The organism is Gillisia sp. Hel1_33_143 (assembly GCF_900104765.1).
In the GTDB taxonomy this organism is placed as follows: Bacteria; Bacteroidota; Bacteroidia; order Flavobacteriales; family Flavobacteriaceae; genus Gillisia.
In genome coordinates this window covers 2,473,605-2,486,991 of the sequence record NZ_LT629737.1, presented here as the reverse complement: position 1 = coordinate 2,486,991, position 13,387 = coordinate 2,473,605, and the positions used below count along the sequence as shown (strand labels likewise).

Genomic DNA, 13,387 nt, shown 5'->3' with positions numbered 1-13,387 from the left:
AGCTAGATCACATCTATTAAAAAGCCCCGAAACAGATCATATTTCGGGGCTTTTTAAATTATAATATGGTTATCTAGCTTAAGATTTATCTGCAAAGATGCCCGTTATTTCTTTTAAACCACTCATATTTATATCGCCCTTTTGCATAGAACTAACAAGGTTCAAAATATCACTAGGATTCATATTGTCTCCTAAAACCCTGGCAATACCCATTCCTTTCTCATCATTATATCCATAAACTATAATTTCATCTACAGCTTCTTCATTACCTGTAAAATACACCTCTAATTTGGTACTAGAGCCACCAAATTTCATTAAAAGCTGATATTTTTCATCTTTCAAGATTTTAGAAATATTATCTTTTTCGATGTTAATCTTTTCTTGATTTTCAGGTTTTTTAGGAATGGCGATTACGTTTACTTTTTTAACCGTTTCTAACGTTCTCTTTTGATCTTCGTTTAGAGCTTCGGTATTGGCAAACAAACTGGTGGGAACATCTACTGCTACAAATTCTTTATCTCCCTGGTTATCTACATAATATTCCTGTAGGCTCTGATTGCTGTTACAAGAAACCATCATTACAGCTACCACTGCTAAACCTATAAATTTAAAAGTTTTCATAATTAAGATTTTTTATTTACTTTTTTTAATTCTTCAGCTCCTGGAACTTTAAGATCTGTGGCTAGCTTAGATAATTGTGTAAGATCTATATCACCAGTGATGCTTAAAATTACGGAGATAGGTTTACCATCTTTCTCTCCTTCCATAAACATAAAAAGTTCGCTCACAAAATTTTCATTTCTTCCCGGCTTAGAATAGAATTTAATATTTTTACCATCTTCATTAACTCTCATTAATTGCTCTAGAGATCCTTTGCTTAAATAAGAAGATACATCTGTTGCCATTTGGCTTCTAATGGTTTGCTTATTTGTGGTATACATCTTAATTTCCTTTAAATGCTCGATAAGATTGATATATTGTTGAGCTTGCGGATCTGTAGAATTAAGATCTACCTTAGCAAGAAGTTTAAACATCTTACTGGTCATCACCATAGCATCTACATCTTTCATACTCTCATACTTCTGAAAGTTTTGAGCATTACTTACTAAAGAGACTAAAGCTATTGCTACTAATAAAATTATTTTTTTCATCGTTTTTTGATTTACTCGTTTATAAATTTATCTTTTGTATTATTAAATTCTTTTATGTACCCCAGATCTTCTTTCCCATTATTAAAAACTTCAGAAATCATCTGTAACGTTTGTTTGGTTTTAAGGTATGCTTCTTCAGGATCTTCAATGGTTCCATAATCTGTACTAGAAACTAAATTTTCATGATTGTTATCCTCGTAGAAAAATACACCCAAAGCAAGTGCCAAACTTGCAGCTATTCCTACAAGAGCATATTTAGATCTATTATTTTTGATCTTCGAAGATATCTTAGAAGAATTTTCCAACCTTAGATCCTTGGCTTTTTTCATATGAGCGAACATAACACCATAAGCGCTCCATTGTTCTGGCACATCTCCCTTGGCGAAATATTCTTTTAGTACTATCTCTTCTTTAAGATTTGTTGCTCCATCATCATACTTTATAAGTAACGCTTCAATTTTAGTTAATTCCATAGCGATGTGTTTTAAGTAATTCTTCTCTTATTTTTTTTCTAACTCTTGAAAGTGCCACTCTAATGGCAGTTTCATTCATTTTTGTGATTTTTGATATCTCCTCGTATTCATATTGTTCAACATCTCTTAGTTGAAAGATCAGCTTTTGTTGATGAGGTAGTGCATCCAAAATTTTATCGATATGCTCAAATTCATCTTTGATCTCTAATTGCTCATAAGAACTCTTCTCTCGACTTTCATAATTATTATGAACTATTTTTACATTGCTATTTTGTTTAGATTTTAACTGATCTAAGCAGTAATTTTTTGTCATAGTCATTACAAATGCCTCTATATTGGCATAATCCTTGAGTTTATTGTTATGATTCCATAATTTTAATATTATTTCTTGAGAAGCATCTTGAGCAGATTCTTTAGAGGTTAGCAATCGAAGTGCCAATCGATATATCTTATCCTGAATGGGATCTATTAATCTCAAAAAGGTTCTTTGGTTCATTTGGTTAGTTTGTATTAGCCCTCTTATTACTACGACGAATCAGAATTACTTTTGTTACAATTTTTTAATTTACACTTTTTAATTACTTTTAGAAACTTATTATATACAACAAAAAAACTATGAAAATTTTTAAACGCCCCCTTTTAACCTTATTCTTAATTGGTGCTTTAACCGCTTGTTCTGATGATAATAATGATTCTCCACAATCTATTACACCAGAACCGGGAGAACCTAAAGATCTTACGGTAGAAAGATTTATCTATCGTGGACTTAATGAGATTTATCTTTATAAGGCTGATGTAGCTCAATTAGGAGATAATTATTTTGCCAGTACAGAAGATAGAGATGATTTTTTAGATAATTATGACACTCCTGAAGATCTTTTTTACGATGGCCTTACAGCTCCTCAAGATAGATTTAGCTTTTTAGTTGATGATTATGTAGAATTAGAAAAAACCTTTAGCGGTATTAGTACAACTACCGGAATGTCCTATGGTTTGGTAAGATTTTCTGCAACTTCTAATGATATCTTTGGTTATGTACGTTATGTACAGCCAAATACATCTGCTTCTGAAGCCGGAGTTAAAAGAGGAGATATCTTTACTCAAATAGACGGACAACAACTTACCGTTTCTAACTATCAGGGTTTATTAAATCAAAATTCTTACACATTAGGATTTGCTACATTGTCTGATAGCAATATTTCTGAAAATGGGGTTACTGCAGATCTTACCCAGCGTGAGTACAATGCGAACCCAATTTTTATTGCTAAAACCTTAAAGGTAGCAGGACAAAAAGTTGGTTATTTAATGTATAACAGTTTTGTATCAGATTATGATCCGGAATTAAATGCTGCTTTTGGGCAATTTAAAGCTGAAGGAGTTAAAGAATTAGTTTTAGACCTTAGATATGATGGTGGTGGATCTGTAAGAACTGCTACAGATCTTGCTTCTATGATCACCGGACAATTCGCTGGACAGATCTTTTCTAAAGAACAATGGAATAAAGATTATCAAGATTATTTCGAGAGTACAGAACCAGAAAGATTATTGAACAAATTTAATACTACCATTACCAATGGAGAGATGATCAATAGCCTTAATCTAACTAGATTATTTGTTTTAACTACAGATAGAACAGCTTCTGCAAGTGAACTTATTATTAACGGACTAGATCCTTACATAGACGTGGTACAAGTTGGTGGAACTACTACCGGTAAATTCCAAGCCTCTGTAACCTTATATGATTCTTCAAATTTTGGAAGAGCTAATGCAAATCCAAAGCATACTTACGCTATGCAACCTTTAGTATTAAAATCTGCTAATGCAAACGGAGTTTCAGATTATGTAGATGGTCTAATCCCAGATATCGAGATCTTTGAAGATATTGAAAATCTAGGTGTACTTGGAGACGCAAATGAGCCACTACTTAAAGCTGCTTTAGACGTTATTCAAGGTAATAGAAGATCGATTTCTAGAGATTATAAATTATTTGATCCTGTTGCAGAAAGCAGCATGAATGACTTGAATTATCAAAGAATGTATATTGATGCACTTCCAGGAAAAGTTTCTGAATAGTTAACAATACATATTTACAATGTAAAAAGGGTTCTGAAATTTCAGAACCCTTTTCTTTTTAATCTAATTAAGTATTCCGATTAAAAATTAAGCGCAATTCCTAAACGTGCATTTCTACCTCTAGTTGTATATCTATAAAGTTCTTGAAATTCAGTATTAAAGATATTATCTACTCCTGCAAAAACTTTTAGATGATCGCTCACTTGCTGGCTATAGTAAAAGTCTAAAATTCCATAACTTTCTAATACCACAGTTTCATTAGCGAAGGTTTCATTATTGTAAAAATTATCGGTTCTGTCGTCATTGAATTGATAACTTAAAGAAGTATAACTTTTATCTGAAATTTGATACCCTGCCTTTAGGTTGATCTTATGCTCAGGAATTCTAAGAGCAAAGCGCTCTTCCGCTTTTGTGTAGGTATAATTACCAGTAAGACTTAAATTTTCAATTGGATCTAAACTAAATTCAAATTCTAGTCCGCTTGCATTAAACTCTTCCCCGATATTCTGATATTCAGAAATATAATTTTCAGGATCTACAGTTACAAAATCTATGAAATTCTTGGTATTTCTATTGAAGTAAACCAAACTGTAATTCATATTAAAAGCTTTGGTATTCAATTCTAAACCAATTTCAAAGGTGCTACTTTCCTCTGGATCGAGTTCTGTATTCCCATAGCTGCTGTCAAATAACTGATAAAGCGAAGGAGTTATATATGCCGTACTGTAAGAAGTTAACGCTTTTAATGAATTAGCACCTAGTTTAAAAGAGTAAGAAGGATTAAGGCTGTACACCAAATTAGACCCATATTCGCTGTGAATATTCAACCTCGTACCGGCATTAACGTTAAGCCCAGTTCCAGAAATATAGACCACATTTACATAGGGATCTACAATATCAAAATCTGCTACATCTTCACTTACCGTTTGTTCAAAATTTGATTCTCCAAAAGGAATACTATAGCTGTTAAAACTACTAAACACTCCATTTACACCAAGTACGGTATGAAACTTATCGTTAAAAACATATTTATTGCAAGCATCAAAAGCGTACACCTTGCTATCATATTTACTTGGATAATCTGAGAATATTTCCCTTTTAGACTCGGTATAGCTATCACTAAAAATGAAACTTCCATTCTTATAGGTGGCTACCCAGTGGCTTCCGGTTCTAACTTGTCTACTTTCCAACTCATTATTAGCATCAGCATACATAAAAGAATCGTCATAATCTGCATTGAATTTATCATAATTCCCGTAGAAATAGAACTTCAACTGATCGCTTATTTTATAACCAAGTCTTGCATATACATTGTATTTTGAAAAAGGATCATCTTCAAATTGAACAGTTTCATCTTCAGAATTTATAGAAGACATATTTTCTGAATATCTGTTGCTAAAATTTACCTGATAATCGAACTTAGATAACTTTCCGCTTACACCAACAGAATTATCAAATTGTGCTATATCATAATCTTGATTATTTTGCGATTGATTGGTACCCAAAGTAGATTGTAACTGTAGCGATATCTTTTTATCTTTTGGAGTCTTCGTAGTAATATTAATAACTGCGGTTGCAGCTCCAGAGCCATACAAAGTACTAGACGCTCCTTTTACAATTTCTATTGAAGCTACTTGATCCAACGGCAATAATCGAAGGTCAAAATCATTTGCGATAGAAGAAGGATCACTTAATTGAACCCCATCTACCAAAATTAATACCTGTCGGTTTCTTCCTCCTCGAACATAATATCCAAGATTCTGACCATCGGTGCTTCTAGTTCCATTAATCTCAATTCCGGAAACCTTGTTAATTAGATCCGGAATGGTTAGCCCGGCGCTTTTCTCTAAATCTTTAGCTGAAATTTTGGTAACTACCTTACCACTATTCTCACGTTTCAGTTCAAATTTTGAATCTATTAGCACTACGCTGTCTAAAGATTCGATTTTGGTTTGTTGTGCGAAAGACAAACCGGTGCATAACAATGCACTGCATACCCATAATTTTTTAAACATGTTTTTAAATTATTGCCAGGAGAAAAGATGTAGTATACTACACCAAACTTTTATCCCGAAAGTTTGACATTTGGTGAATATTGGCAGGTCTCCTGGCTCGCGTCTTGATATTTACCTTCCCATTCAAAAAAGAACAGTGGTTTTTTTGAAGTAATAACATCAAGCATCTAATTCGGCAAAATACCGTCTTAGACTAAGCATACAGTTGCGGGAACAGCTCAGGCATTACATCAAAACTTTTAAAGAGTATGTATTCTTTTAAAAATTTCAATTTTCCTGATTCCCTTTTAATTGACAGGCTATTATTTATTTAGATAATCTCCATGTCAAACCAAAAATTCGATGCGAAATTAAACATTTATGTTTCTTAAGATGTAAAAATTCTAAATAATCTTACTTTTGAACCAAAATTAAATCTTTGAGACCTATTCTAATTTTATTCATTTCCCTGCTTTTCCTCTCTTGTAAAAATGAAGAAAAGAATGAAGTAGATTCTACTTCTCAAGAAATCGGCGAATCTTTGAAAATTGAAAATGCGCATGGATTTACCATTTCGAAATACAACGGATATAAGATTTTAACCATTACAGATCCTTGGCCAAATGCCGAAAAAAGTTTTAAATATCTATTGGTAGAAGATGAAAGTAAAGTACCATCTACAATAGAATTCGATAAAAAAATTAATATTCCTATAAAACGTATTGTCCTCACTTCCACTACTCACATCCCTTCACTTGAAGCTTTAGATGAAACTGAAGCTTTAATAGGTTTCCCCGGGTTGGATTATATTTCTTCAGAAACTACAAGAGCTTTAATAGCTGAAAATAAGATCGTAGAGCTTGGTAAAAATGAAGCGATCAATACCGAAATTCTTATCACATTAGAACCTGATCTTGTTATAGGTTTTGCCATAGATGGTAATAATAAAACCTATAACACTATTGAGAAAAGTGGAATTCCAGTGATCTTTAATGGAGATTGGACCGAAGAATCTCCTTTGGGAAAAGCAGAATGGATCAAATTCTTTGGAGCCCTTTTCGATAAATCTGAAGAAGCGGAAGAAATTTACGATGATATTGCTAAGAATTATAAGGAAGCAAAGCAACTAGCACAATCTGTAGATGAAACCCCATTAGTCATCGCAGGGTCTATGTATAAAGATTCATGGTTTGTACCCTACGGAAATTCTTGGCAGGCTCAATTCATTAAAGATGCCAACGCATCATATATTTATAAAGACACAGAAGGAAGTGGCAGTAAAGCTCTCTCCTTTGAATCTGTTCTCAACGATGCTCAAAACGCAGATTTCTGGGTGGCTCCAGGTCAATTTCAAAGTTATGAGCAGTTATACGAAACTTCCCAACATTACAAACAATTTAAGGCCGTTCAAAACAAAAAGGTTTTCACTTATAGCAATACTATGGGAGCTACCGGTGGTGTCTTATATTATGAATTAGCTCCAAATAGGCCGGATCTTGTACTTAAAGATTTAATTTCCATATTTCATCCTGAGCTTTTAAAAGATTACAAACCTACCTTTTTCAAACCTCTGGATTAAATGCCAAAAACAAAGAAATACAGAGGATTATTACTAATACTATTGGTTTTACTAGTAGTTATTGCTTTTATCAATCTCAGTTTAGGATCTGTAAGTATTCCACTTAAGGATATTTTAGGTACTTTTTTTCACGGAGAGGTAAGTCTTGAAAGTCATAGATATATAATTTCAGAATATAGATTACCAAAAGTATTTACAGCTATTTTAACCGGTTCCGGTCTTGCCGTTAGCGGACTTTTAATGCAAACGCTATTCAGAAATCCGTTGGCTGGTCCTTATGTTTTAGGTCTAAGTTCTGGAGCGAGTTTGGGAGTAGCGATATTATTGATGGGAGCTAGCCTATTTGGAGGTTTTACCGCTACCATCTTATTATCTAAATGGAGTCTTGTCTTGGCGTCCAGTATTGGAAGTTTATTAGTTCTATTTGCCGTTTTATTAGCATCATCTAGATTGCGAGATACTATGGCCATATTAATCATTGGGCTTATGTTTGCCAGCCTAACAGCTGCAGTGGTAAGTGTACTCTCCTATTTTAGTTCGGCTGCACAATTACAACAATATATTTTCTGGTCTTTTGGAAGTTTAGGAAATTTAGCTTGGAATGAAGTTGGCATTTTATCAATATTTTGGTTTGTAGGGATAATTATAGCCATCTTCTGTATCAAGAATTTAAATTCTTTACTGCTGGGGGAACAATACGCTAAAAGTTTAGGAGTGAGCATATCTAGAAACAGAATTCTTATTATAATATCTACCAGCCTACTTGCGGGAAGTATTACAGCTTTTGCAGGACCAATAGCTTTTGTTGGGTTGGCAGTCCCGCATTTAATAAAACAAGTAATACCAGTTAATGATCATAGCATAATATTACTCGCTGTAATCTTGGGAGGTGCTATTCTAATGCTTATTTGCGATATCGCTGCGCAATTACCGGGCTCACAATATACTTTACCCATAAATGCAATTACTTCTTTAATTGGTGCGCCTGTTGTAATTTGGTTATTGGTAAGAAAACGTAAATTTTTATTTTAGAACCTATCGAAACTAAAAACCTCCATACAGTACTTAGCGCTAATGATCTTCAAATTGGTTATAAGAGCAAAAATGTTAAAAGTATTATTGCTTCTAATATAGATTTTGATGTAAATCAAGGGGAGTTAGTAGCTTTAATTGGCGTAAACGGCGTTGGAAAATCTACATTATTGCGAAGTTTAATTGGAGTACAAGACGCACTCGATGGTAGTATTTCCATCAATAATAAATCTTTAAAAAACATCTCTCCGGAAGATCTTTCAGAATTGATAAGTATCGTACTTACAGAACAACCTATCTCTAAGAATTTAAGCGTTTTTGAGTTGATTGCTTTGGGTAGACAACCCTATACCAATTGGATTGGCACTTTAGGTAAAAAAGATATTCAGCAAATAAACACCGCCTTAGAGCTTGTTGGAATTACTGAGTTAAGGGATAAAAAGTGTTTTGAATTAAGCGATGGTCAACTGCAGAAGGTTCTTATAGGGCGAGCCATTGCTCAAGATACTCCTCTTATAATTTTAGATGAACCTACTACCCATTTAGATATTTACCACCAAGCGTATATTCTTAAATTGCTTAAAAAGCTTTGTGTTCAAACCAATAAAAGCATTCTATTTGCTACTCATGAGATCAATCTTGCACTTCAGCTTTGTGATAAGATTGTTTTAATGCAGCCAGATAGAGTTAGCGTAGGAAGCCCAAAACAACTTATTGAAAATGATTCTTTTGCTACACTTTTCCCTTCAGATCTTATAGTTTTTGATAAGATCTCCAATTCTTTTAAGATCAAAACTTAAAATACGTTACTCCCTAATTTTTCATAATTTCTTTTAAAAGAAATTCAAATAAGTATCTTTGAACAAAATCAATCGTTTCTATGAACGACTATTTAATAGTTAGTCTTATAATTGTTATTGCTCTTAGCTTAGGCTTCTTTTTAGGATCGTTCATTTCGGGCTTAAAAAATAAATCGGAGCGAAGTAAGATCGAAGAACAAAACAATCAACTTAAACTTAAAATAGAAGATATTAATTCATTTAATATCAATACTATAGAGAATTTAAAAAAAGAAAACACTTCGGTTAGATTTGATCTTGAAAATAGATTAGAGAAGAGTGAGTATCAGAAAGAAAATATCAGAAAAGAAAAAGATTTCTTGAACTCTGAACTCACCAGAAGAAACTCCGAATTCGAAAATTTACAGCAACGTAATTTAGAGCAGAAAGCAGAAGTTGAAAAACTTCAAGAAAAATTCACCAAAGATTTTGAAATCTTGGCCAACAAGATCTTGGAGCAAAAATCTGAAAAATTCACTTTACTCAACAAAGAGAACATTCAGAATATTTTGAATCCGCTAAATGAGAAAATCAAACTCTTTGAAGAAAAAGTAGATAAGAATTCCAACGATTTTATAGAACGCCACGCCGAATTAGGAAAACAACTTCAATTTTTAAATGAACAAAATTTAAAGATTAGTGAAGAAGCTATCAACTTAACACGCGCTTTAAAGGGTGATACCAAAATGCAAGGTAATTGGGGCGAGATGGTGTTAGAACGAGTATTAGAACGCAGCGGACTGGAGAAAAATAGTGAATATTTTGTTCAGCAGAACTTCACTAATGATAGTGGGAAAAGAGTGATGCCCGATGTGGTGATTCATCTTCCAGGAGATAAAAAGATGATCGTAGATTCTAAAGTATCTCTCAATGCTTATGAGCGCTATATCAATGAAAATGATAGTTTAGCGAAAGCCAAGCACCTTAAAGATCATTTGATTTCAGTAAAAAGAAGAGTAGAAGAATTAAGCGCCAAGAATTATCATGCACTTTACCAGATGGAAAGTCCAGATTTTGTATTGCTTTTCATACCAATAGAGTCTGCTTTTGCAATTGCCTCTCATGAATATCCGGCACTATATTCTGATGCTTTCGAGAAAAATATTATAATTGTTACTCCAACTACGCTACTTGCGGTTCTAAAAACCATTGACACCATGTGGCAAAATGAAAAGCAAAAGGAAAATGCTTTAGAAATTGCTAAGCAAGCTGGGGCGTTGTATGATTCTTTTACCAATTTAACCGAAGATCTTCTTAAAGTTGGAAAGCAAATAGGCACCGTGCAGAATACGTATGATACTGCCATGAAGAAGCTTACCGGAAAGGGAAATCTTGTAAGGAAAGTGGAAAAACTAAAGAAATTAGGCGCCAGCGCGAGTAAACAACTCGACCCGAAATTGATTGCAAAGGAAAGAAATGATGAAGAGGAAGAAGAACTATTAAATTTAGAAAACTAACTATCACCTAATGAAAAGGATCTTGTTTTACATACTTGGCGGATTGTTTTTGCTGTATTTAGCATATTTCGCCTTTGTATATTTTGTGCCTTATAGTGAAGGCACAAGAACCGGAGAACTTATAAAATTTAGCAGCAAAGGAGTGATCACTAAAACCTATGAGGGTGAGATAAGTCAAGGAATGAGTGGTGCCCAGATCTTTGAATTTTCTGTTTTAAGCGAGAAAAAAGAAGTTATAGATAAGCTTCAGAACAATCAAGGCAATTACGTTAAACTCACTTATGTAGAACGATATGCTACGTTTGTGTTTTGGGGTGATACCAAATATTTTATAAATAAAGTGGAAGAAGTCCAATCTCCACATTTTAGGAATTAATGATGCAGGAAAAATTTAAAAAAATATCAGAATCTCAGGTAGTAATTTCAGAATTAATGCTTCCCTCCCACTCAAATTTTAATGGAAAAATTCATGGAGGCTACATTTTATCATTACTAGATCAAATAGCATTTGCATGTGCCTCTAAACACTCCAGAGTTTATTGTGTAACTGCAAGTGTAGACACGGTAGACTTTTTAAATCCAATAGAAATTGGAGAATTGGTAACAATGAAAGCTTCCGTAAATTATGTTGGAAGAAGCTCTATGGTTATAGGAATTCGTGTGGAAGCTGAAAATATCCAGACTGGAGAAATTAAGCATTGTAATTCTTCTTATTTTACAATGGTAGCTAAAGATGATGATGGGAAATCCATCAGTGTGCCAGGTCTTATTTTAGAAAATGATCATGATATTAGAAGGTTTGTAAAAAGTATTAAAAGGAATAAAATGAAATTCAAAAGAAAGAAAGAATTTCATGAAACAGATTTTGCTTCGAATGACTATTTGCACTTATTAGAAGATCACAACGTGAAAATTGAAATAAATTGAAACCAAACGGATTTATAATAGCCCTTATAACGGCTATTTTTCTTGCTTATCTAGCCCCTACTGCATTAGAACATTTACCAGTACAAATTGTTATAGATATTGGTGTGGCCTTTATTTTCTTTTTCTACGGCCTTAAATTATCTCCTGCAGAGTTAAAGTTGGGATTTTTTAATTATAAATCTCACATATTAATACACCTTACCACCTTTGTTATCTTTCCATTATTAACCATGTTGTTTATTCCTTTTTTTGATGGAGGAACAGATTCAAAACTATGGTTAGCTATCTTCTTCTTGGGAGCGCTACCTTCTACCGTAACATCTGCAGTAGTAATGGTGGCTATTGCTAGAGGAAACCTGCCCACAGCTATATTTAATGCCAGTATTTCAGGGTTGATTGGAATTGTGGTAACACCGCTATGGATGAGTCTTTTTATGATGAAATCTGGTGAGTTCAATTTTTTAGAAATCATCACAGATCTCCTTATTCAAATAGTACTTCCATTATTTTTAGGAGTTATTCTACAAAGATTTTTAGGAAAATGGGCTAATAAATATAGTAAACAGCTTAGTTTGTTTGATAAAGCGGTGATCATCCTGATCGTTTTTACGAGCTTTAGTCATTCCTTTAATTCAAATCTATTTGACAATATTGAATGGACAGATCTATTAAAACTATTTGCTATTGTAATATTTCTTTTCTTTAGCGTATATTTTCTAACAGGTTATTTATGCAAACTTTTCAAATTCAATCTTCAAGATACTATAACGGCTAAATTCTGCGGAACTAAAAAATCGTTGGTACATGGCTCAATAATGGTAAAGATAATTTTTGGAACCAGCCCTAATGTTGGACTTTTCTTACTACCTATTATGCTCTATCATATTTTTCAGCTAGTGCTAGTATCGTTTTTCGCACAGAACTATAGCAAGAAGGTACTAAAAGAGATGGCAGATTAATTACAGATATGGTGCAATATCTGCAGCTTCTATGGTAAATAGAACCCATCCTACTACCAAAAGCAATCCTCCTAAAGGGGCAATTGGACCTAAGATTTTAAGTTTATTACCGTAAGCACCGCTCAAGCAAAGTCCGTAAATACTAAACGAAAATAGCATTACACCTATTATAAAACACCAACCCATAATATTCTGAGAAGTATTCAGAAATGGAAAAATAACACCACTAATTATAATGATAAGAGCATGATACATCTGGTATTTTACTCCTGTTTCGAAGCTTTTTAACTGATCTTCGTTGAATTTCTTCTTTAAGGCATGCGCTCCAAAAGCGCCAAAAATAACTGCTAGTGTTCCAAAAATGCCTCCGAAAATTAACATCGTTTCTTTCATATGCTAAAATTAAGTGAAAAATTAGGGTCCTATTTGCCTAATCCTTCTATAGCGTGCAATTTATGGTATCTTTGATTAAAAATTAAGAGATATGAAAAAATCATTATTACTTACAGCACTTTGTGCTCTATTTTTAACCAGTTGTAGTCAAAAAATCATCGGAACCTGGAATGTTGACAGATACGAAGTAAACAATCAAAAAGGTCAAAATATAACTACCAGAAATGCAGGAGAGATCGTTCTAAATAAGGATGGTTCTGGAGAAAAGAACATTGAATATAATATTTTCAATAATGAATTTAGCGATGTTCAAAAATTTGATTGGAAATTGATGGATAGTAATTTAACGATTACTGGAAATGAAAGAAAATCAAAAGATGAGAAAAAATCTGATTTTGACAAAACTTGGATCGTGATCACTAACAAAAAAGATAAGCAATTATGGAAATCTACAGATGGAAGTAATGCCGTTCAAATCATTGAATTGAGTAGAAAGAAATAATTTTCTAA

At 33.1% G+C, this 13,387-nt stretch carries 15 protein-coding genes and 1 riboswitch; of the genes, 9 read left to right on the top strand and 6 right to left on the bottom strand.

Annotated features, from left to right (window positions below; genetic code table 11):
- Nucleotides 1-78: 78 nt before the first annotated feature.
- Genes BLT84_RS11515 through BLT84_RS11500 form a run of 4 tightly spaced genes read right to left on the bottom strand, consistent with a single transcriptional unit; the run spans nucleotide 79 to nucleotide 2,120 of the window.
- Nucleotides 79-621 carry a DUF4252 domain-containing protein gene (locus BLT84_RS11515; protein ID WP_091265851.1) on the bottom strand — a complete coding sequence of 181 codons (543 nt, stop codon included), beginning with the start codon at nucleotides 619-621 and terminating at the stop codon, nucleotides 79-81.
- Nucleotides 622-623: 2 nt separating this feature from the next.
- On the bottom strand, nucleotides 624-1,151 hold the full coding sequence (locus BLT84_RS11510; protein ID WP_034892032.1) for a DUF4252 domain-containing protein: 528 nt from the start codon (nucleotides 1,149-1,151) through the stop codon (nucleotides 624-626).
- An 11-nt stretch (nucleotides 1,152-1,162) separates the two neighbouring features.
- On the bottom strand, nucleotides 1,163-1,624 hold the full coding sequence (locus BLT84_RS11505) for a hypothetical protein (protein WP_091265848.1): 462 nt from the start codon (nucleotides 1,622-1,624) through the stop codon (nucleotides 1,163-1,165).
- Complete coding sequence (locus BLT84_RS11500; protein WP_034892026.1) at nucleotides 1,611-2,120, bottom strand: RNA polymerase sigma factor; 510 nt, start codon at nucleotides 2,118-2,120, stop codon at nucleotides 1,611-1,613. Before BLT84_RS11500 ends, BLT84_RS11505 begins: the two co-directional genes overlap by 14 nt.
- 119 nt (nucleotides 2,121-2,239) lie before the next feature.
- Between BLT84_RS11500 and BLT84_RS11495 the strand changes: the two genes are divergently transcribed.
- The gene (locus BLT84_RS11495; protein WP_091265845.1) at nucleotides 2,240-3,697 is read left to right on the top strand and encodes a S41 family peptidase; all 1,458 of its coding nucleotides are present in this window, start codon (nucleotides 2,240-2,242) and stop codon (nucleotides 3,695-3,697) included.
- Between the two features lie 80 nt (nucleotides 3,698-3,777).
- Here the strand turns inward: BLT84_RS11495 and BLT84_RS11490 are convergent, their stop codons facing one another.
- A complete protein-coding gene (locus BLT84_RS11490; protein ID WP_091265842.1) occupies nucleotides 3,778-5,712 on the bottom strand; it encodes a TonB-dependent receptor plug domain-containing protein in 1,935 nt (644 codons plus the stop codon).
- A gap of 64 nt (nucleotides 5,713-5,776) precedes the next feature.
- Nucleotides 5,777-6,063: riboswitch (cobalamin riboswitch) on the bottom strand.
- 67 nt (nucleotides 6,064-6,130) lie between these two features.
- On the opposite strand from BLT84_RS11490, the gene BLT84_RS11485 reads away from it, so the two are divergent.
- The 7 genes from BLT84_RS11485 (at nucleotide 6,131) to BLT84_RS11455 (ending at nucleotide 12,484) form a co-directional block, all read left to right on the top strand.
- On the top strand, nucleotides 6,131-7,270 hold the full coding sequence (locus BLT84_RS11485) for an ABC transporter substrate-binding protein (RefSeq protein WP_091265829.1): 1,140 nt from the start codon (nucleotides 6,131-6,133) through the stop codon (nucleotides 7,268-7,270).
- Nucleotides 7,271-8,302, top strand: a complete 1,032-nt coding sequence (locus BLT84_RS11480; RefSeq protein WP_091265825.1) for an iron ABC transporter permease — start codon at nucleotides 7,271-7,273, stop codon at nucleotides 8,300-8,302.
- Nucleotides 8,290-9,102 carry an ABC transporter ATP-binding protein gene (locus tag BLT84_RS11475; protein WP_091265822.1) on the top strand — a complete coding sequence of 271 codons (813 nt, stop codon included), beginning with the start codon at nucleotides 8,290-8,292 and terminating at the stop codon, nucleotides 9,100-9,102. Before BLT84_RS11480 ends, BLT84_RS11475 begins: the two co-directional genes overlap by 13 nt.
- Nucleotides 9,103-9,182: 80 nt before the next feature.
- Nucleotides 9,183-10,598, top strand: coding sequence for a DNA recombination protein RmuC (gene rmuC, locus BLT84_RS11470; RefSeq protein WP_091265818.1), 1,416 nt, complete (start codon nucleotides 9,183-9,185; stop codon nucleotides 10,596-10,598).
- 10 nt (nucleotides 10,599-10,608) lie between these two features.
- Nucleotides 10,609-10,974, top strand: a complete 366-nt coding sequence (locus BLT84_RS11465; RefSeq protein ID WP_091265816.1) for a 6-phosphogluconate dehydrogenase — start codon at nucleotides 10,609-10,611, stop codon at nucleotides 10,972-10,974.
- A gap of 2 nt (nucleotides 10,975-10,976) precedes the next feature.
- Complete coding sequence (locus BLT84_RS11460; protein ID WP_091268210.1) at nucleotides 10,977-11,525, top strand: acyl-CoA thioesterase; 549 nt, start codon at nucleotides 10,977-10,979, stop codon at nucleotides 11,523-11,525.
- Complete coding sequence (locus BLT84_RS11455; protein ID WP_091265813.1) at nucleotides 11,522-12,484, top strand: bile acid:sodium symporter family protein; 963 nt, start codon at nucleotides 11,522-11,524, stop codon at nucleotides 12,482-12,484. Before BLT84_RS11460 ends, BLT84_RS11455 begins: the two co-directional genes overlap by 4 nt.
- Here the strand turns inward: BLT84_RS11455 and BLT84_RS11450 are convergent, their stop codons facing one another.
- Nucleotides 12,485-12,877, bottom strand: a complete 393-nt coding sequence (locus BLT84_RS11450; protein ID WP_091265809.1) for a DUF423 domain-containing protein — start codon at nucleotides 12,875-12,877, stop codon at nucleotides 12,485-12,487. It lies immediately after the preceding gene.
- A gap of 91 nt (nucleotides 12,878-12,968) precedes the next feature.
- On the opposite strand from BLT84_RS11450, the gene BLT84_RS11445 reads away from it, so the two are divergent.
- A complete protein-coding gene (locus BLT84_RS11445; protein ID WP_034891990.1) occupies nucleotides 12,969-13,379 on the top strand; it encodes a hypothetical protein in 411 nt (136 codons plus the stop codon).
- Nucleotides 13,380-13,387 lie beyond the last annotated feature (8 nt).

Coding starts and splice junctions, on each gene's coding strand:
- BLT84_RS11480 (WP_091265825.1), top strand. CDS start 7,271: ATGCCAAAAACAAAGAAATACAGAGGATTATTACTAATACTATTGGTT.
- BLT84_RS11465 (WP_091265816.1), top strand. CDS start 10,609: ATGAAAAGGATCTTGTTTTACATACTTGGCGGATTGTTTTTGCTGTAT.
- BLT84_RS11500 (WP_034892026.1), bottom strand. CDS start 2,120: ATGAACCAAAGAACCTTTTTGAGATTAATAGATCCCATTCAGGATAAG.
- BLT84_RS11490 (WP_091265842.1), bottom strand. CDS start 5,712: ATGTTTAAAAAATTATGGGTATGCAGTGCATTGTTATGCACCGGTTTG.
- BLT84_RS11495 (WP_091265845.1), top strand. CDS start 2,240: ATGAAAATTTTTAAACGCCCCCTTTTAACCTTATTCTTAATTGGTGCT.
- BLT84_RS11445 (WP_034891990.1), top strand. CDS start 12,969: ATGAAAAAATCATTATTACTTACAGCACTTTGTGCTCTATTTTTAACC.
- BLT84_RS11450 (WP_091265809.1), bottom strand. CDS start 12,877: ATGAAAGAAACGATGTTAATTTTCGGAGGCATTTTTGGAACACTAGCA.
- rmuC (WP_091265818.1), top strand. CDS start 9,183: ATGAACGACTATTTAATAGTTAGTCTTATAATTGTTATTGCTCTTAGC.
- BLT84_RS11505 (WP_091265848.1), bottom strand. CDS start 1,624: ATGGAATTAACTAAAATTGAAGCGTTACTTATAAAGTATGATGATGGA.
- BLT84_RS11510 (WP_034892032.1), bottom strand. CDS start 1,151: ATGAAAAAAATAATTTTATTAGTAGCAATAGCTTTAGTCTCTTTAGTA.
- BLT84_RS11460 (WP_091268210.1), top strand. CDS start 10,977: ATGCAGGAAAAATTTAAAAAAATATCAGAATCTCAGGTAGTAATTTCA.
- BLT84_RS11515 (WP_091265851.1), bottom strand. CDS start 621: ATGAAAACTTTTAAATTTATAGGTTTAGCAGTGGTAGCTGTAATGATG.